This is a genomic window from Dyella nitratireducens, assembly GCF_014642835.1.
Classification (GTDB): domain Bacteria; phylum Pseudomonadota; class Gammaproteobacteria; order Xanthomonadales; family Rhodanobacteraceae; genus Dyella_B; species Dyella_B nitratireducens.
On record NZ_BMJA01000004.1, the window covers coordinates 29,992 to 47,656 of the forward strand.

The 17,665-nt window shown below is 60.7% G+C and carries 19 protein-coding genes; 9 read left to right on the top strand and 10 right to left on the bottom strand.

Annotated elements, in window-relative coordinates:
- Positions 1-75: 75 nt before the first annotated feature.
- Together IEX75_RS18910 and IEX75_RS18915 are read left to right on the top strand one after the other, a co-directional pair.
- Entirely contained in the window at positions 76-897 is an 822-nt protein-coding gene (locus IEX75_RS18910; protein WP_188796678.1) for a creatininase family protein, read from the top strand.
- A 51-nt stretch (positions 898-948) separates the two neighbouring features.
- Positions 949-2,112 carry a YncE family protein gene (locus IEX75_RS18915; protein ID WP_229720966.1) on the top strand — a complete coding sequence of 388 codons (1,164 nt, stop codon included), beginning with the start codon at positions 949-951 and terminating at the stop codon, positions 2,110-2,112.
- A 134-nt stretch (positions 2,113-2,246) separates the two neighbouring features.
- Here IEX75_RS18915 and fabV read toward each other — a convergent pair whose 3' ends face one another.
- Positions 2,247-3,452: an enoyl-ACP reductase FabV gene (fabV, locus tag IEX75_RS18920; RefSeq protein WP_188796680.1), complete on the bottom strand. Its 1,206-nt coding sequence runs from the start codon at positions 3,450-3,452 to the stop codon at positions 2,247-2,249.
- Positions 3,453-3,808: 356 nt separating this feature from the next.
- Between fabV and IEX75_RS18925 the strand changes: the two genes are divergently transcribed.
- Positions 3,809-3,970 carry a hypothetical protein gene (locus IEX75_RS18925; RefSeq protein WP_188796682.1) on the top strand — a complete coding sequence of 54 codons (162 nt, stop codon included), beginning with the start codon at positions 3,809-3,811 and terminating at the stop codon, positions 3,968-3,970.
- Here the strand turns inward: IEX75_RS18925 and IEX75_RS18930 are convergent, their stop codons facing one another.
- Together IEX75_RS18930 and IEX75_RS18935 are read right to left on the bottom strand one after the other, a co-directional pair.
- The gene (locus IEX75_RS18930; protein ID WP_188796684.1) at positions 3,971-5,947 is read right to left on the bottom strand and encodes a ferritin-like domain-containing protein; all 1,977 of its coding nucleotides are present in this window, start codon (positions 5,945-5,947) and stop codon (positions 3,971-3,973) included.
- Between the two features lie 210 nt (positions 5,948-6,157).
- Positions 6,158-6,937 carry an SDR family NAD(P)-dependent oxidoreductase gene (locus IEX75_RS18935; protein ID WP_188796686.1) on the bottom strand — a complete coding sequence of 260 codons (780 nt, stop codon included), beginning with the start codon at positions 6,935-6,937 and terminating at the stop codon, positions 6,158-6,160.
- A gap of 127 nt (positions 6,938-7,064) precedes the next feature.
- On the opposite strand from IEX75_RS18935, the gene IEX75_RS18940 reads away from it, so the two are divergent.
- The gene (locus IEX75_RS18940; protein WP_188796688.1) at positions 7,065-7,967 is read left to right on the top strand and encodes a LysR family transcriptional regulator; all 903 of its coding nucleotides are present in this window, start codon (positions 7,065-7,067) and stop codon (positions 7,965-7,967) included.
- 115 nt (positions 7,968-8,082) lie between these two features.
- Complete coding sequence (locus IEX75_RS18945; protein WP_188796690.1) at positions 8,083-9,516, top strand: alkaline phosphatase family protein; 1,434 nt, start codon at positions 8,083-8,085, stop codon at positions 9,514-9,516.
- Between the two features lie 82 nt (positions 9,517-9,598).
- Here IEX75_RS18945 and IEX75_RS18950 read toward each other — a convergent pair whose 3' ends face one another.
- The 4 genes from IEX75_RS18950 to IEX75_RS18965 all read right to left on the bottom strand — a co-directional run bounded on the left by IEX75_RS18950 (position 9,599) and on the right by IEX75_RS18965 (position 12,095).
- Positions 9,599-10,333: a 2OG-Fe dioxygenase family protein gene (locus IEX75_RS18950; protein ID WP_188796692.1), complete on the bottom strand. Its 735-nt coding sequence runs from the start codon at positions 10,331-10,333 to the stop codon at positions 9,599-9,601.
- 186 nt (positions 10,334-10,519) lie between these two features.
- Positions 10,520-10,918: an ExbD/TolR family protein gene (locus IEX75_RS18955; protein WP_188796694.1), complete on the bottom strand. Its 399-nt coding sequence runs from the start codon at positions 10,916-10,918 to the stop codon at positions 10,520-10,522.
- 185 nt (positions 10,919-11,103) lie between these two features.
- A complete protein-coding gene (locus tag IEX75_RS18960; protein ID WP_188796696.1) occupies positions 11,104-11,643 on the bottom strand; it encodes a Spy/CpxP family protein refolding chaperone in 540 nt (179 codons plus the stop codon).
- A gap of 92 nt (positions 11,644-11,735) precedes the next feature.
- The gene (locus IEX75_RS18965) at positions 11,736-12,095 is read right to left on the bottom strand and encodes a hypothetical protein (protein WP_188796697.1); all 360 of its coding nucleotides are present in this window, start codon (positions 12,093-12,095) and stop codon (positions 11,736-11,738) included.
- A 290-nt stretch (positions 12,096-12,385) separates the two neighbouring features.
- Between IEX75_RS18965 and IEX75_RS18970 the strand changes: the two genes are divergently transcribed.
- Positions 12,386-12,871, top strand: a complete 486-nt coding sequence (locus IEX75_RS18970) for a DUF3455 domain-containing protein (RefSeq protein WP_188796698.1) — start codon at positions 12,386-12,388, stop codon at positions 12,869-12,871.
- A gap of 4 nt (positions 12,872-12,875) precedes the next feature.
- Here the strand turns inward: IEX75_RS18970 and IEX75_RS18975 are convergent, their stop codons facing one another.
- On the bottom strand, positions 12,876-13,979 hold the full coding sequence (locus IEX75_RS18975; RefSeq protein ID WP_188796699.1) for a calcium:cation antiporter: 1,104 nt from the start codon (positions 13,977-13,979) through the stop codon (positions 12,876-12,878).
- 347 nt (positions 13,980-14,326) lie between these two features.
- Here IEX75_RS18975 and IEX75_RS18980 point away from each other — a divergent pair, with 347 nt between their 5' ends.
- A complete protein-coding gene (locus IEX75_RS18980; RefSeq protein WP_188796700.1) occupies positions 14,327-15,025 on the top strand; it encodes a transposase in 699 nt (232 codons plus the stop codon).
- Between the two features lie 4 nt (positions 15,026-15,029).
- On the opposite strand, the gene IEX75_RS18985 is transcribed toward IEX75_RS18980, so the two are convergent.
- Complete coding sequence (locus IEX75_RS18985; RefSeq protein WP_188796702.1) at positions 15,030-15,380, bottom strand: ArsR/SmtB family transcription factor; 351 nt, start codon at positions 15,378-15,380, stop codon at positions 15,030-15,032.
- Positions 15,364-15,825, bottom strand: coding sequence for an SRPBCC family protein (locus IEX75_RS18990; RefSeq protein ID WP_188796704.1), 462 nt, complete (start codon positions 15,823-15,825; stop codon positions 15,364-15,366). The genes IEX75_RS18985 and IEX75_RS18990 overlap by 17 nt, the downstream gene beginning before the upstream one ends.
- Before the next feature lie 184 nt (positions 15,826-16,009).
- Between IEX75_RS18990 and IEX75_RS18995 the strand changes: the two genes are divergently transcribed.
- On the top strand, positions 16,010-16,375 hold the full coding sequence (locus IEX75_RS18995; protein WP_188796706.1) for a YciI family protein: 366 nt from the start codon (positions 16,010-16,012) through the stop codon (positions 16,373-16,375).
- Entirely contained in the window at positions 16,345-17,637 is a 1,293-nt protein-coding gene (locus IEX75_RS19000; protein WP_188796708.1) for an RNA polymerase sigma factor, read from the top strand. Before IEX75_RS18995 ends, IEX75_RS19000 begins: the two co-directional genes overlap by 31 nt.
- The last annotated feature ends 28 nt before the right edge of the window (positions 17,638-17,665 follow it).

The window sequence follows — 17,665 nt, forward strand, 5'->3', positions numbered from 1 at the left end:
CAAAGGGATGCGAAGACGTCAACGGCGTGCAACCATATGCACCGTTGTTCTTCACATCCCCTTTGCGCCTGCCCCATGACTCAGCGCCATGCATTCCGACGCATCATTGCGTCTGTCTTTTTCCTTGTCACCGCGCAAGCTGCGTTCGCACAAGCACCTTCCACCGTACAGTTGCAGAACCTCACCTGGACCGAGCTGCGCGACCAGGTTCACGCTGGCAAGACGACGATCATCATTCCCATCGGCGGCACCGAGCAAAGCGGTCCTTACGTCGCGGTGGGCAAGCACAACGTGCGTGCGGCCTATCTCGCCGACAAGATCGCGCAAAAACTCGGCAACGCCTTGGTGGCGCCGGTAGTGGCTTACGTACCGGAAGGCGGCTATGCGCCACCTACGTCGCATATGCGCTTTCCGGGCACCATCACTATTCCGGATGACGTCTTCGAAAAAATGCTCGAGTCGGCGGCCAACAGTTTCGCCGTGCATGGTTTTCGCAACATTGTTTTTCTCGGTGACCACGGCGGTTATCAGAAAGACCTGAAACAGGTAGTGGCTCACCTCAACAAAGCATGGGCAGGAACGAATGCGCGGGCAATCCTGCCGGCGGCGTATTACGAAACATCGTCGGATGGCTATGCCCAATTGCTACGCCAACGTGGTTTTCGCGACGATGAAATCGGCACGCATGCAGGGCTGGCGGATACCTCGCTGCAGCTTGCCGTCGCGCCGCAAATGGTGCGGATGAGTGAGATGCGCAATGCGCCGAAGCCCGGCGCGGCCGATGGTGTGTACGGCGGCGATCCGCGGCGTTCCACCGCGGAACTCGGCCAATTGGGCGTGGATGCTATAGTTTCGCGCACGGTCGATGCCATTCGCCAGGAAACGGCAGGGCGTTGATGCGAGCTTTGGGAAATAAATCGTTGTCCTCTTCAAATACGGGAATCTGCCGTGAGATTTGATTGCTTTGGGCGTTTTGCCTTGCGTGCCGGCGCCGTGCTGGCCGGTTTGTGTGTCACCGCCGTGGCTGCGGCGCAAACGGTGCAAACCGTTCCCGGCATGCCGCCGGTGACCAACCCGAACAACATGTACAGCAATGCGGGCTTCAACATGTTCAGCCCGGTGGTGAAGGGCGATCTGCCGCGCATCTACGTACCCAACCTGCGTTCGAACGATGTGTATGTGATCGATCCGAGCACGTTCACGGTGGTGGATAAGTTTCCGGTCGGCCGCAGCCCACAGCATGTGGTGCCATCGTGGGATCTGAGAACACTGTGGGTAACCAACAACGCCGAAGGCCATAACGATGGCAGCCTGACGCCGATCGATCCCAAGACCGGCAAGCCGGGCAAGGCCGATCCGGTGGATGATCCGTACAACATGTACTTCACGCCGGATGGCAAAGAAGCCATCGTGGTGGCCGAAGCCTTCGCGCGCCTCGACTTCCGCAACCCGCACACCATGGCGCTGATTTCCCGCTTGTCCGCACCGGAATGCAAGGGCATCAATCACGCGGATTTCTCGATCGACGGCAAGTACGCCATCTTTACCTGCGAATTCGGCGGCAAGCTGGTGAAGATCGACATGGTCAACCAGAAGGTGCTCGGCTACCTGCAGCTCAGCAAGCACGGCATGCCGCAAGACATCCGTGTGTCGCCCGATGGCAAGGTGTTCTACGTTGCCGACATGATGGCCAACGGCGTGTATCTGATTGACGGCGACAGCTTCAAGCAGATCGGCTTTATCAAGACCGGCATCGGCACGCATGGCATGTATCCGAGCCGCGACGGCACCAAGCTGTATGTCGCCAACCGCGGTTCAAACAAGGTGCACGGTCCGCCGCATGGTCCGGGCAGCGTGTCGGTGATCGATTTCGCCACGCGCAAGGTGGTGGCCAACTGGCCGATTCCGGGCGGCGGCAGCCCTGATATGGGCAATGTCACGGCGGACGGCAAGTGGTTGTGGTTGTCGGGCCGTTTTGATGACGTGGTGTATGCGTTCGATACCACCACCGGCAAGGTGAAGATCATCAAGGTGGGCATGGAGCCGCATGGCCTGGCGGTATGGCCACAGCCTGGGCGGTATTCGCTGGGGCATACGGGCATCATGCGGTGATGCAAAAAGGCCGGCGAAAGCCGGCCTTTTTGTAGGTTGGGGTGCAAACCCCAACGTATCGGTACACATCCAGATGGCAATGTTGGGGTTTGCACCCCAACCTACGATCTGCCATGCACCACGAAGGTGTGAGGCTAGAGCTGGATCACATCAAAACTTACATCCGGATTCACATCCGCGTTGTAATCCACATCCTTGCGATCGAAGCCGAACAAACGCAGAAACTCATTCTTGTAGCCGGCATAGTCGGTCGCTTCCCACAGATTCTCCGTGCTGACCTGCGGCCATAGCGCTTTGCAGGTTTGCTGCACGTCGTCGCGCAATTCCCAATCGTCCAGGCGCAGGCGGCCTTCCTCATCGGTGGGTGGCGCCTTGCCATCTTCGCGATACAGGAAATCGTGGAACAGGCGATTGGCCTGTTCGATGGTGCCTTCGTGGATGCCTTTGTCTTTCATGATGCGGAACACCATGGAGACGTACAGCGGAATCACCGGAATGGCCGAGCTGGCCTGCGTCACCACCGACTTCATCACGCCCACGTAGGCGTGCAGATGTTGTGCCGCGTAGCGCTGGCTGAGTTCGTGCGCGGTGTTGTCCAGGTGCTGCTTGGCCTGGCCGATGGTGCCGTGCCAGTAGATGGGCCAGGTGATTTCGGTGCCGACGTAGCTGTAGGCGACGGTGGAGGCGTTGTCGGCCAGCACGCCGGCCTTGCTGAGTGCGTCGATCCACAGGGCCCAGTCTTCGCCACCCATCACGGTAACGGTGTCCTTGATTTCCTGCTCGTTGGCCGGCTCCACGGTGACCTGCACCACGGCATCCTTGTTGGTATCCACCGAGGACGCGGTGAATGGCTTGCCGATGGTCTTCAGCGTGGAACGCACCATTTCGCCGCTGTCGGGCAGCTTGCGCACGGGCGAGGCCAGCGAATAGATCACCAGGTCGATCGGGCCACCCATTTCGTTCTTGATCAGCTCGATCGCGCGAGTGCGGGTTTCGTGGGAGAACGCATCGCCGTTGATGGAGCGGGAGTACAGCCCCGCCTGCTTGGCCAGCTTGTCGAACGCCGCGGAGTTGTACCAGCCCGCGGTACCGGGCTTGCTGTCGCTGGAAGGCTTTTCGAAGAACACGCCCAGAGTGGCGGCGCCGTAGCCAAAGGCTGCCGTGACACGCGTGGCCAGGCCGTATCCCGTGGATGCGCCGATCACCAGTACGCGTTTAGGACCGGAGGCGGCAGCGCCTTTGGCCTTGGTGATGCCGATCTGTTCGACCACGTTCTTCTCGCAGCCGACCGGATGCGCCGTGACACAGATAAAGCCGCGAACCTTGGGATGGATGACCACGAATAACCCTCACCGGATGGAGACAAGGGCGCCATTCTAAAGGGGGAGAGGGACCATGCGCTTCCGCAGGGAGGGTGTTTTGGGGCCCGCTTCCTCCCGGGGGAAGTGAGTTCGTAGGTTGGGGTGAAAACCCCAACGGCATCCTCTCTGCACGCACAGCCATGTTGGGGTTTGCACCCCAACCTACGCGTTGCCGCAGAGGGAAGTCACCGTGAGAGCCCGCTGAGGCACGGTACTAATCAGGTCCCCGGAGGGAAATAGTGCGCTCTGCACAGATTCTTTGCGCAACTAGTACCAAGCCTTCCGCATGCCGGTTGGATAGTTATCTCCCATCGCAAGCACAAGAGGAGCCAGCCATGCCTGCTCCCAATCAACATGACGAACGCCGCGAAGCCGGCGAACCCTACGATCCGCGCAAACGCCGTGGTCCACCGCAGCGCCTGGAAGATACCAACGCCAGCGGCGATGCCTTGAACGACACCGGCGAAGACAACCAGCGCTGCAAGGAAGAAGACTGATCACGCGCCGTCGGCGGTGAATCCCACCTTGGCGTGACTGCCGTCGCAGAACGGTTTGTTCTGGCTATGCCCGCAGCGGCACAGGTACGTGCTGGTAACGCGCGCCACCATGCGGCCCGTGCCGCTGATGATTTCCAGATTGCCGCGCACGCACAACGGACCGTTCAATTGCGGATCGATCCGCAACGGGCCGTCACGCGCGGCCAAATCATCGGTAGCGTTGCCGGTTGGCGGTTCGCCGCTGGCGGTGAAACCGATGTCGTGATGCGAGCCGTCGCAGAAGGGCTTGTTCTTCGACGCGCCGCAGCGGCATAGCGTGGCGCGGAATCCCGCAGGTTTGCCGCTCAGGCGCAGATCACCGCGAAACGCATACGGTCCTGCTTCGCGTGTCGCTGCCAGATTCACGGGTGGCGCGGATTCGTCCGGACGCCCATCGCGCCTTTTGTATTGAATGGCGCCGGACGGGCACGCATGCGCAATGTCCGCCAGGCGCTCCACATCCATCGCATCGGGATGGAGCCACGGGCCTTTCACATTGGCCAGGAAAACCTTGGGTGCACCGGTCACGCAGAAGCGCGCGTGGATGCATCGCTTGGCTTCGAACATCAGCGTCAGCTTGTCGCCTTCGACTTGCTCGATGCCGTCGTTCGTGGTGCTTGGTGCAGCTGAGGCGGGCGTCGCTGCTGTTTGCTCGGTAACAACGGCTGACGGTGCAGGACGGGAAAGGTCGAAACCTTCTTCGGCCTGCCTGGAAAGGCCAGCAAGTACTCGTGCCGCCGTGATGGTGCGTGCATCGCCCGACGCGCTCAAGCGTTCGGCCGCTTCTGTCAGCTGCTGGAAGCGCTCGCGGAAGAAACGCCCCGCGCTTGGGCCAGGTGGCAGCGGCGCGGTATCGCGCAGGGTGATGAACGTCACCCCTGCATGGCAATCCGGATTTGAAGGGCCAGCCGGCAGCCGCGCCGCACGTTCGGCCAAGGGCACCAAGGCACGCATCAAGCCGATGCCGAGTTCGAGCGAAAGGTTCTTGTCCGGGTCCGGTTGCGGTATGGAATAGGTATAAGCGAGCAGCCGCTGCATCAGTCCGTAGGCGCTATTGGCGACATCGACGGTAGCGATCGCATCGGCATCTTCCAGCCATACGCGGCCTTCGGGCCGTGGCGGCCGGCGGAATACTGGATTGGTCGCCGCCGGGAACGCCGGCTTGAAGGAAGGATCGGCGGTGAGCAGCGCCTGGTATTCCGTGCGGATTGCTGCGAAACGCTGGTAATGCGAATTCTCCGTATTCTCCAGCGCGCCCTCGCCCTGCGTGATGATGGACTCGAACGCGGCCAAGGCGGTTTTCAGGCAAATCACCTTCTTCGCGCCGGGCAGCGATACCTCGGCGCTGGACAGTTGCAAGGCAGGATTGCCGCACATCGCGCCCGCTTCACCATGTGCTTCCACCAGCCGGCGCAAACCCGTGCCCAAGGTCTGATAGAACTCGCCAACGGTGTCGTAATTGAGGCCCATCGGCGTAAGGCGCGGACCGTCTGCGCCGCGTACGAAATGGCGTTCGGGCTCGAAGCCTGCGCCATCGGGTTCGGTGGATCCTGCCGGGCGCTCCAGGTAGATGAAGTGCTGCAGCGTCGCCATATTGAACGGTGCCAGCTTCACCACCACGCCGGCCGGCAGGTAGCCGGGATCGAGGGGGAAATTGGAGCGTCCCACACGTGGCGCCCCACCCAGCGCGATGGTGATATTCCACACCGACATCAGATGGCCCATTTCTTCGATGGCCACCTGCAGGATGTTGTGCCTCCAGCGCGTGATCGCTTCGAGCTGCTCTGCCGTCACGCCTTCGTCTACCGACGACTTCAGCGAGAACGCCGCGTAGAGGTAGGTGCACATCAGACAGTGTTCGAGTTCGGCCGCTTCGTAGAGCGCATGCAGCGCTTGCTCGCGGCTGGGAGTGATATGCGCTGGGCTGTAGCTGACCACGACCTAATCCCTCTTGGTGTCAGGAGGAAGAAGGTACACCGATTGGGTTACATGCGCTTTGTCGGCGAAGGAATTACAGAAATTCCTGGAAGGCTGGTAACGCCCCTATCGTCATGCCTGCGAATGGCAAACGTAGGTTGGGGTGCAAACCCCAACCTGTCGCGATAACAGGCATGGCGATGTTGGGGTTCGCACCCCAACCTACGAAGCTCAGACGAACATACCGCCTGATGCTTCGATCCGCTGTGCATTGATCCATCCGCTGTCCTTCGACAGCAACATGGCCACCACGCCGCCGATATCGTCCGGCAAACCCACGCGCCCCAGCGCCGTCTGCGAAGCGACGTAGGCATTCACGTCCGCGTTGTCACGCACCGTGCCGCCGCCGAAGTCGGTCTCGATGGCGCCGGGAGCGAGTGTGTTGACGGCGATGCGGCGTGGGCCCAGTTCCTTGGCGAGATAGCGCGTCAGCACTTCGATCGCGCCCTTCATCGACGCATAGGCCGAGTAGCCGGGCAAAGCAAAGCGTGCCAGGCCGCTGGAGACGTTGAGGATGCGTCCGCCATCTTCGATCAACGGCAGCAGCGTCTGAGTCAGGAAGAACGTGCCCTTGAAATGAATGTTCACCAATTCGTCGAACTGCGCTTCGGTGGTCTCCGCGAAGCCGGCATGGATGCCGATGCCCGCGTTGTTGACCAGATAGTCGAAGCGATTGCGTTGCCATGACTCCTTCAGCACCACGCGCAACTGTTCGGCGAAGGAGGTGAAGCTGGAAGCCTTGCCCACGTCCAGCGGCAGGGCGACCGCGCGGCGGCCAAGCTTGTGGATACGCTCGACCACGGCATTCGCCTCGGCCTGGTTGGAGCGATAGGTCAGCACCACATCGGTACCGTGTTCGGCCAGCTTCAGCGCCATGCTCTTGCCAAGGCCGCGGCTGCCGCCGGTGATCAGGGCGATGGGGGCGTTATGGATAGGCGAATTCGTGCTCATGAGTGTCTCCTTCGAACCTAAGGGAGGGAACCAACGGCGAGCAGGATATTGATCTGTACTCCGCGTATAAATCGTCCGATCATGAGTGCTGTGTTCGTAAATGGCGAACAATCGGGCGAGGCGAGCGATGAACCGGATCGAGGCCATGCACATCTTCGTGCGGGTGGCGGAACTGGCCAGTTTCACCAAGGCAGCCGATAGCCTGGGCCTGCCCAAGGCCAGTGCCTCCACCGCCGTACAGCACCTGGAGGCGCAGCTCGGCACGCAACTCTTGCACCGGACGACGCGCCGCGTGCAATTGACGCAAGACGGCCAGCGTTACTACGAGCGCTGCAAGGACGTGCTGGCGGATCTGGACGAGTTGAGCACGATGTTCCAGCAGGCGCCGCAAGCGTTGAGCGGACGCTTGCGCGTGGACACGAACAGCGGTGTCGCCAGGCGCGTCATCGAGCATCTGCCGCAATTTCTACGTGAACACCCGGGCATCCAGGTGGAGTTGAGTTGCACCGACCGCCGTGTGGATGTGGTGGCAGAGGGTTTTGATTGCGTGGTGCGTGTGGGCACGCTCACCGATTCCAATTTGATCGCCAGGCCACTGGGGCAGTACCGCATCGTCAACTGCGCGAGCTCCGCTTATCTGGAGGAACACGGTGTGCCGCAGACGCTGGAGGATTTGGCGCATCACAAGCTGATCCATTACGTCTCCGTGCTGGGACAACGACCGCCCGGTTTCGAATACATGGAAGGTTCGCGTTGCCACTACATGCCGATGCAAGGCGTGCTGACGGTCAACGGTGTCGAAGCGTATGCCAGCGGATGCCTGGCTGGTTTGGGTATCACGCAGACGCCCAGAGAGGGCGTTGCACATTGGTTGCGTTCCGGGCGTCTGGTTGAAGTGTTGCCGCAATACGAAGCCGAACCGATGCCGGTATCGCTGCTGTATGCGCACCGGCGCAACCTTTCGGTACGCGTGCAGGTGTTCATGGATTGGCTGGCGAATACCCTTGCGCCATATCTGGATCGTGTCTGAATCGCGAACCGCGTTCGCGGAAAACTGTCATCGTGATTCACTAAGGTAGCGCTGCTCAATGAGATAGACGCGCGCGAGCGCAATGACATTCCCTTCACACACGAGGCTGCACGTCATGGCGACTTCCAGCAACTCGCTGTCTGCGATCAACCACATCGTTGTCTTGATGCTGGAGAATCGCTCTTTCGATCATATGCTCGGTTTTCTCTATACCGATGCCGGCAATGTTTCGCCGGCAGGGCAAGCGTATGAAGGGCTCACCGGCAACGAATCGAATCCGGATGCCAGTGGCACGGCGGTAAGTGTGTTCAAGATCCAAGGTGGCACCAGCAGCACGTATTTCATGCCGGGCGCCGATCCTGGCGAAGGCTATACCGCGACGAATTCGCAGCTGTTCGGCAGCAATACGGCGCCGACACCCCCGGTGGCAACCGGTCAAGGCTTCGTCACCAATTTCGCTTACACCTTGAGCTGGGAGTCGAAGAGCAAAGGCTATTCCATTCTGCCCGGCACGACCGCCAACGACATCATGGGCATGCACACGCCGCAGACCTTGCCGGTGCTCTCCGCGCTGGCGCGTGGTTTTGCGGTATGTGATCACTGGTACGGCTCGGTGCCGACGGAAACCTTGCCCAATCGCGCGTTCGCCCATGCGGCCACGTCGCAAGGCCACATGGACGACAAGACCAAAACCTTCACGGCGCCCAGTATCTTCGGCGCACTCAGCAAGCAGAACATCAGCTGGAAAATCTACGGCTACAACGCCGAGCCGCTGACCCGGCAAACTTTTACCGACATCACCAATCTGGCTGACACCTATTTCGGGCAGTTCACGGATTTCCAATCGGATGCGGCGAACGGCTCGCTGCCGTCGTACGTCTTCCTCGAGCCGAGCTGGGGTTCCAGCGGCAACAGCCAGCATCCCAACTACGACGTTGCGCTCGGTGAGCAGTTCATCCACGACGTGTATTACGCGCTACGCAACAGTCCATCGTGGAGTCAGACGTTGTTGATCATCACCTATGACGAGCACGGCGGCTGCTATGACCACGTCTCTCCGCCCACCAATGCCGTGCCGCCGGACAGTTCGGCAGGCGAATACGGATTCGATTTCAAGCGTTTCGGACCGCGTGTGCCCACGTTGTTGATCTCGCCACTGATTCCGGCCGGAACGGTATTTCGTACATCGAGCGCGATACCGTTCGATCACACGTCGATTCTGAAAACCGTAGAGTTGCGCTGGAACGTGCCTGCGCTGACGGCGCGCGATGCTGCGGCGCCGGATGTGAGTGCGGTGCTCAGCCTTACGGCGGCACGCACCGACGATCCGCTATCCGGCGTGGCCGTGCCGCAGTCGAAGGGCACGAATCCTTCGGCGAACAAGCCTTCGCATCTGCAGCAGGTGTATGCGGAACTGGCCGCGCATTTGCCGATGCCTGACCCTGCACCTGGCGCGCAGCCAGGTATTGCGAAGCTGGAAACGTCTGACGACTACGACCGGTATATCAAACAGCGGGTGGATGCGTGGAAGGCGCATCGCAAGCAGTGATGTAGGTTGGGGTGCAAACCCCAACATCACCATGCTTGGACACACGTCATGTTGGGGTTTGCACCCCAACCTACGGTTTGCGTCACGGCTTGGCGTGAAAGGTCACCACCAGCACATCACGATGCGCAGGCTCGCCGGCTACCAGTGGTGTCACCGGCGTTACGCCATGGAAGACGCGCGGATCATGGATCAACGCCGAGTCGAACGGATGGGTAAGGGTGAAATCGCCCAGTGGCTTGCCATCCGGCGCGTGGATGGTGGTGGTGCCGCTGGCGATGTTGTGGCGATCGATCAGCAGCACCAGCACGAAATCCACGCCATCGCGGTGACTGCCTTCGGGCGTGGGTTCGCCCGCTTCAGTGGAACTTGCTTCGATGCGGAACTGGTGCACTTCCACGTGCCAAGTGGCGATGCCGGGCGCCAGCGAGCTGAAAAAACCATTGCAGAACGCAAGGATGGTGCGCAGGCTCGCACCGTTTGCAACGTCCGGCTCGACCGGTTCGAACCAGCGCTCGATATCGCCTTGCAGGCGGTTGTATTGCAGTGACTGGTAATGCGGTTGATGTGGCGCAAGCTCGACCTTGCCGTGTGCGGTAGCGGCATAGGTGGCATGGCGCCGACGCCGTTGCCGCCCGGTGGCGGCAAGGTAGGGATCGGGGCCGAGCTGACTCCAGCTTGCGGTGAAGGCGTTCCAATCCGACAGTTCGCCTGACGCTTGCAGCAGCGGTTGCATGACATCTGCGGTGACGAAGGCGAAGCCGTCGTGCTCCATGGCGTCGAATAGCGTTGGGATAGGTGAATCGATGCGCTTTTGCATGGAGGAATTGTACAGCCGGCGCCTGCCGTTCCTGCCTGTTCGCAATATGTAGGTTGGGGTGCAAACCCCAACATGACGTGTGTCCAAGCCTGGCGATGTTGGGGTTTGCACCCCAACCTACGTGCTACGTGCCCAGTGCCACCTCCCCTGAAATCAAGGGAGGTGGCAGTGACATCTCGCACGGATTCACCGCACGCCAAACATGTCTATCCTGGCCAATCCTTGCGCCTTTGCGTCGGCCAGCACCCTTGCTACGGCGTCGTAAGCCACGCCATCCGCCGCATCGATTTCCAGCGTCGGTTGCTTGGATTGCATCGCGGCAACGCTCAACTGTGTTCTCAACTGATCCAGGTTGACAGCCGTGTCGTTCCAGTACATTGCGCCATCCGCTTGAATAGCCAGGTGGATGGAGGTGGGCGCTTCTGTAAGTGTGGTGGAGCCCTGAGGTAAATCCAGTTTCGTTTTATGCGTAATGATCGGCGCGCTGATCATGAAGATGATCAACAGCACCAGCATGACGTCGACCAGCGGTGTCACATTGATCTGGGCCATGACGTCGTTAGATGCACGAACAGAGAAAGCCATACTTCCTCCTGAGCGAACGTGTTGATGTCGATGTGCACCCGGCAGATGGTTGGGGAACCGGGCGAGGCCAGCGTAGCGCAGCGTTGGTCGGTGGGATAGTGGTGGTCACGGTACGGCAGAGATAAACAAAAAGGCCGAAGGCTGTGATGCCTCCGGCCTTTGCGTGCGAGATGCAAAACTGCGGGTCAGCCGCCGGCTGTCGACGAGGTGCTGGCCGGCTTGCTTTCCTTGCTCCCCTTTGCCCCGTGTCCCCCCCGCTCCTTCGGCGGACGATTCTTGAACAGCTCATCGGCTGTTTGCTTTTGTTCCGGCGAAAGCACGGCATACAGAGAGCTGAAGGCTGACGACAGTTTCTGCATGTTGTCCGCATTGAGCTGGGCGATCTTCGCATAGGACTTCATGGAGTCGTCTGCGTTCATGCTTTCCATCTGCTGATGACGTTCGTGCAGTGCTTTGCCCGTGTTTTGCGCGTTGTCGCGCATGACCTGGGCATAGGCATCCCACTGACTGGATTCCGCGTCAGTGATACCAAGCTCTTCGTGCAAATCGCTGATCTGCTGTTCCACCTCATCCATGCGCTTCTGCATATGGGATTTCTTGGCAGTCGGCGCGGTCGCGGACGATGCGGCTGAAGCCGGTGCCGTGCTCTGCGCCATGGCGGTGCCGCCAAGCAGGACCAGGGATAGCGCGATGGGTAAGGCGGCCTTGCTAAAGAGGTTTTTCATGATGGGAAGCTCCGATTCATGAGTACGGTCCAGGAGCGGACCAACCAGGGCATGACGTGGCTGGATGCGCAGGGACAATCAATATCCCTGGCTCAATATCCTTGCTGTGGCGGATAGCCATTGTCGTAATAGACCACACCGGGCGGAGGAGGAGGAGGCGGTGCCGATGACTGATAAACCACGCCCGGCGGCGGCTGTGACGCGGAGGCGGCGGAGTTGGCGATGACGGCGCCGGCCACCACGCCGAGCAGGCCGGCGGCGATGGCCACACCTGCGTTGTTGCCGCCACGATCGCGATGGCGATTATCCCAGCGCGGTGGCGGTGGTGGTGGCGGGCGATGCCAGCCGCGGTCCGGACCGCGATGTTGGGCCTGGACCGGCATGGAAGGTGCAACGACCGCCACGGCGATGGCAATCGCAGCAAGCTGTCGGTATAGCGGGGTGCGAGTCATCAACTTACCCTCCTCACTATGCAACGTTATGCAACGTTTGTCGCACACATCAGGCCAGCCTCGAATGCGTGCGAAGATGGATATCGCAAAGATGCCGCTGCAACCGATGAGCTTGGCGCGTCGCAGCGGTCAACCGTGGCCGGAGTGTATGACAAACGCCGTGCAGGTTGATGGCAGGCCGCAAGTGACGCTGGGAACGGTTCATGTAGCGGCCGTGGGTTGTGACGCACAAACAAAATAACGGGCACTTATCCTTTGCCCGGTTTATGGGATCTGACCAGGAGAACAGCATGCAAAGATTTCGGGCGTACTGGGTTTTCGCGCTGGCCGCTTTCGCAGGTGGCATCCACGCGCAAGAGCAGGCTGCCAAGCCTCATGCCATCGAAGCGTTCGCCAAAGGCGCGCAGATCTATAGCTGCAAAGCCGCCAACGGCAATTATGCGTGGGCCTTGAAGGCGCCGGACGCAACCTTGAGCGACGCCAAGGGGCATGCCATCGGCAAGCATTTCGCCGGCCCTAGCTGGCAAGCCGAGGACGGTAGCGTGGTGGTGGGCGAGCCGATCAGCGTATCGCCTTCGCCCGATGCCGGTGCCGTCGCGTGGATCGTGATGCATGCCAAGTCGCATACGGGACAGGGCGAGATGGCGAGCGTGCAATACATTGTGCGCACCCGCACGGAGGGTGGCGTGGCGCCTGCTACGGGTTGCGATGCCGCGCATGTGGGTACGGAAACGCGTGTGTCGTACAGTGCGGTTTATTTGTTCTTCCGTGGCTGAGTATTCATGGGCTGAACACCAGCACGATAAACACCGCAAATAGCGAAAGGTGTACCGCACCCTCCAGCATGGTGGTGCGGGTGTTGGAAAACGTCATGGCGCTGAGGATCAGCGTTGCCATCAGCATCACGATGCTGGACGGCGGCACGCCGAGCAGCACGGACTGGCCGGTGTACAGGCTGATGGCGAGCACGGCGGGTACGGTGAGCCCCAGTGTGGAGGCCACCGACCCCAGGCAAAGATTGATGGCGCGGGTCAACCGGTCTGCGCGTGCTGCAATCAAGGCGGAAATGCCTTCCGGCGCGAACACCAGGATGGCGATGATGATGCCGCCCAAGGCCTTGGGCGCGCCGGTGACGGCAATACCGTAGTCGAGAATTTTCGCCAGACTCTTGGACAGAATGACGATGGGTAGGATGTTCAACAGCAACAGGCCAAAGTGCAGCAACCGTTTTTTCTTGTCGATCGTGGCTGACTGCTGATGCGCCATGTCCTCGGCATCCATCGGCTGCTCATCGGTCGTCACGAAGTAGCCGCGATGCCGTCCCGTTTGCAGCCACAGGAAAACACCATACAAAGCGATGGTAAGCAGCGAGAAGGCAAATGCCTGCGGAGGAGCCAGCGAACCATCGGATGTGGACGTGGTGAAGTCCGGCAGCACCAGCGCAATGATGGTCAGTGGAATGATCACCGACAGATACGCCGACGCACCTTTGAGGTTGTACGACTGTTCGTAATGGCGAAAGCCGCCCAGCAGCAAGCCCAGGCCCACGACGCCGTTGAGCACGATCATCAGCACCGCATACATGGTGTCGCGTGCTAGGGTGGAACTGCCGCTTGAGCCGAGCATCACGGCCGAGATCAGCACCACTTCGATGATCACGATGGAGAGCGTCAGCACCAAGGTGCCGAGCGGTTCGCCCAACATGTCCGCCAGCTCTTCGGCCTCATGCACGACGCCGAAGGCGACCCACACGATGACCAGGAACAGCCAGGCAAACAGCAGCAGGGCTGCCAGAGGGCTGCTTACGTTGCCTACCCATGCCGAGCCGAACAGCAGGAAGAGTGCCACGGTCAGCCAGGCGGCAAAGGGTCGCATCGTTGTCATGGTCTTCTGCATGCAATGCCCCGGGGAATCTCCAAGCTGGGCAGCATATTACCGAGCTGGCCGGTAACCATCCTAACAACCTGTCCCCGTTATTCGACCTGTCCCCGTTATGCGCTGCACCATGCAACGCGTTTCCCGTCACGGTTTTTTCATCGCCACGCGATAGGCTTATGCCGCAGCTTCTGTATAAGCCTGCTTGCGTTGCGCCGTAGAGCAGGTCGCTATTCGATTCACCCACGCAGATTCGCAGAAGAACGCGACGTTTCAGCGTGCCACGGTCTCGAAGCAACAGGGCGACATCTTTAATAAAGACGACCGCACACGCATCGCCGCATGGAGGCTACACGATGCCACGATCGCCACGGTTCGATCTTGCTTACGTGCCCCAGCACATCATCCAGCGCGGTCATGACGGCTGCGCATGCTTTTACAGTCCGGCCGATTACCGGTGTTACCTCGTGCAATTGCTGCATGCCAGCTTCCGCTGGGAATGCGCCGTGCATGCCTACGTGTTGATGCCAAACCATGTGCATCTGCTGGTAACGCCGTCGCACGTAGGGGCGCTGGCGCACATGATGCAATCTATCGGCCGCAACTACGTGAGTTACTTCAACGCCACCTACCATCGGTCCGGTACGCTATGGGAAGGGCGTTATAAATCCTGCTTGATCGGCGTGGATTATCTGCTGATCTGCCAGCGCTATATCGAGCTCAACCCGGTGCGCAGCGGATTGGTGGGTGAGCCGTCGTCCTATCCTTGGTCAAGTTATGCCTGCAACGCGCTGGGTGCTGTCGAGCCGGTGGTTGTTCCGCACGCGGAGTACGTGGCGCTGGGCCTTTACAGTGAGCAGCGCATGCGCGCGTATCGCCAGTTGTTTGAATGGGATATCCAGCCGGAGGTCTTGCGGGACATTCGCACATACATCCAACAGCAGCGCGCGCTGGGTTCGGCGACGTTCCAGGCGAGGGTGGAAGAAACGCTTGGCCGATGCGCAAGGGCCAGGCCTGCGCACCGGCCGCGCAAGCAGCCGCAGATGTTTGAGTAAACCCTTAGGACTCGAGCGTCGTTTTCAACCGAAGCAACGCTTGGTCCCACTGTTCCGTGATCACGTCGAGCGAGCGCCGTGCCTCGTCCAGGCGCGACGCTTGCAACTCCCACAAGCGTTCGCGCCCTTGCCGGATGTCACGCACCAGCCCTGCATCGGAGAGCACCTGCAAATGCTTGGTGACGGCTTGCCGCGTGATGTCGGTGCCGGCCGTAAGCTGTGCGATGGATAGCGCGCTGCCGGCGCAGAGCAGCGCGATCAGGCGCAGGCGCGTTTCGTCGCCCAACGCTGCGAATACCGGCACGGCTTTGCGCAGCAGCGGAAATTTTCCGCCCGCGTTAGTGCGTGGCGACATAGGCGTCGATATTGGTCATCTGCTCGTCCCAGCCGCTGCTGTTCATGCGGAAGGCTTCCAATCGCCGGTGAGCCGGGATCTGGTCGAAACCGGATTCCACCAGGCGCAGCAGTGTGCCTTCGGCGGTTTCTTCCAGTTCAAAGCTCACCAGCGTGGCGGGTTCCTGGGAGTAATCCACATTGGGATCGACCGCGTACGGATGCCAGCGGAAGGAAAGCAGGCGTTCCGGTTCGACGCGCTCCACCGTCACCTTCCAGGTCAGATGCTCGTAGCCGGGATAGGTGATGTTTCCCTCGCAGGGTTCGCCGGCGACGAAATGCTTTCCCTTCAGCGCGACGCCAAACCATTCGCCGAAGGATTCGGCGTTCGCCAACGCACGCCACACTTTCGAGCGTGCTGCCTTGATATGGATCTGTCGTTCAATGCGATCTGTCGATGTGTTCATGGGCAACCTCCTGGTTGCATATTAGATCCACGCTCGCGATTAATGCAACTGTTTGGTTGCTCTTCTATGCCATGCCGGCTAAAGATGGACTGGCTATGCTGCGCGGGATGTCCGATGGGCGATGGCTCGTGCGTCATCGGAGTGGCGGCGCATGTTGCCCGCCTCGAACCGACGGAGACTATCCATGCAATATCTACTGTTGTTGTTTGCCGACGAAACGGGCTGGCATCGCATGTCCAGCGAAGAACAGACGCGCGGTGTGGCGGCTTACCGCGCCTATACGGAGACGTTGAAAGAAGCCGGCGTGTATGTGGGTTCCAACCGGCTGCAGGACACGAATACGGCCACTACCGTGCGCCTGGTCGATGGCAAATCGCAGGTGCTGGACGGCACGTATGCCGATACCAAGGAACAGCTCGGCGGCTATTTCCTGATCGACGCCCCCGACCTGGATGCCGCACTGGGCTGGGCCGCGCGCTGCCCCGGCGCAAGCCACGGCACGATCGAAGTACGGCCGGTATGGCCCACGCCAGGGGCCAGTTCGCCGTGAGCGACGACGCGCGGGCAGCCGCCAATGCCGTAGCTCGCCACAGCTACGGCAAACTGCTCGCCTATCTCGCCGCCGACATGCGTGACGTGTCGGCGGCCGAAGATGCGTTATCGGAAGCCTTCGCCGCCGCACTGGCGGATTGGCCGGTGCACGGTTGCCCGGACAGCCCGGAGTCCTGGCTGATGACGGTAGCGCGGCGCAAAGGCATCGATGGCGTCCGGCGGCGACGTAGCGGTGAGGCCGTCTCGGCACAGTTGCAGGCGATCGCGGATATGCACGCCGAATGTACGGGCACGAGCGAGGAGGAGGTATTTCCCGATCGCCGCCTTGCCTTGCTGTTCGCTTGCGCGCATCCAGCGATCGACGTGAGCATTCGTGCGCCGTTGATGCTGCAGACCGTGCTGGGGCTCGAAGCAAAAACCATTGCCTGCGCGTTCCTGGTATCGCCCGAAGCGATGAGCAAACGGCTGGGCCGCGCGAAGCAAAAAATCCGCGAGGCCGGTATTCCCTTTGTGATTCCCGAGCGCGATGCATGGAACGAACGGCTGGAAGCGGTGCTGGCGGCGATCTATGCCTCATACGCCGAAGGCTGGAGCGAGCCGGACGATGCCGATCTGACTCGCCGTGATCTGGTCGAAGAAGCGCTCTTTCTTGCCCGCTTGTTGGCCGAGCTGTTGCCGCAAGAACCGGAAACGCTGGGCTTGCTTGCAGGCATGCTGTACACCGAAGCCCGCCGGCGTGCGCGACGCAACGTGGAAGGCGAGTACGTGCCCTTCGCCGAACAGGACACGCGCCTGTGGGATGCCGGCATGATCGATGACGCCGAGGACTTGTTGCGGCGTGCGAGCGCATTCGGCCGGATCGGCCGCTATCAACTCGAAGCCGCGTTGCAATCGGCGCATATCGAGCGCCGGCGTTCCGGACGCAGTGACTGGTCGCCGGAAGTGCAGCTTTACGATGCGTTGTACGCGCTCACTCGTTCCCCCGTCGTTGCGCTGAATCGTGCGTTGGCGGTTGCGGAATTGAATGGGCCTGATGCGGCTGTCGCGATCATCCGCACTTTGTCCGAAGACAAGCGACTGGCCGAGTATCAGCCGTATTGGGCGGCACGTGCGGCCTTGTTTGCACGTGCAGGCGACGAACGTGAAGCCTTGCATGCCTACGAGATGGCGATTGGTCTGGCATGCGATCCAGCGGTGCGGCGGTTTTTGCAACGGAAGCAAGAGGCAATCCTTTCGCAAACACCCCCATCCGTTGCGTAGCTTGGGGTGTAAACCCCACCATCGCCAT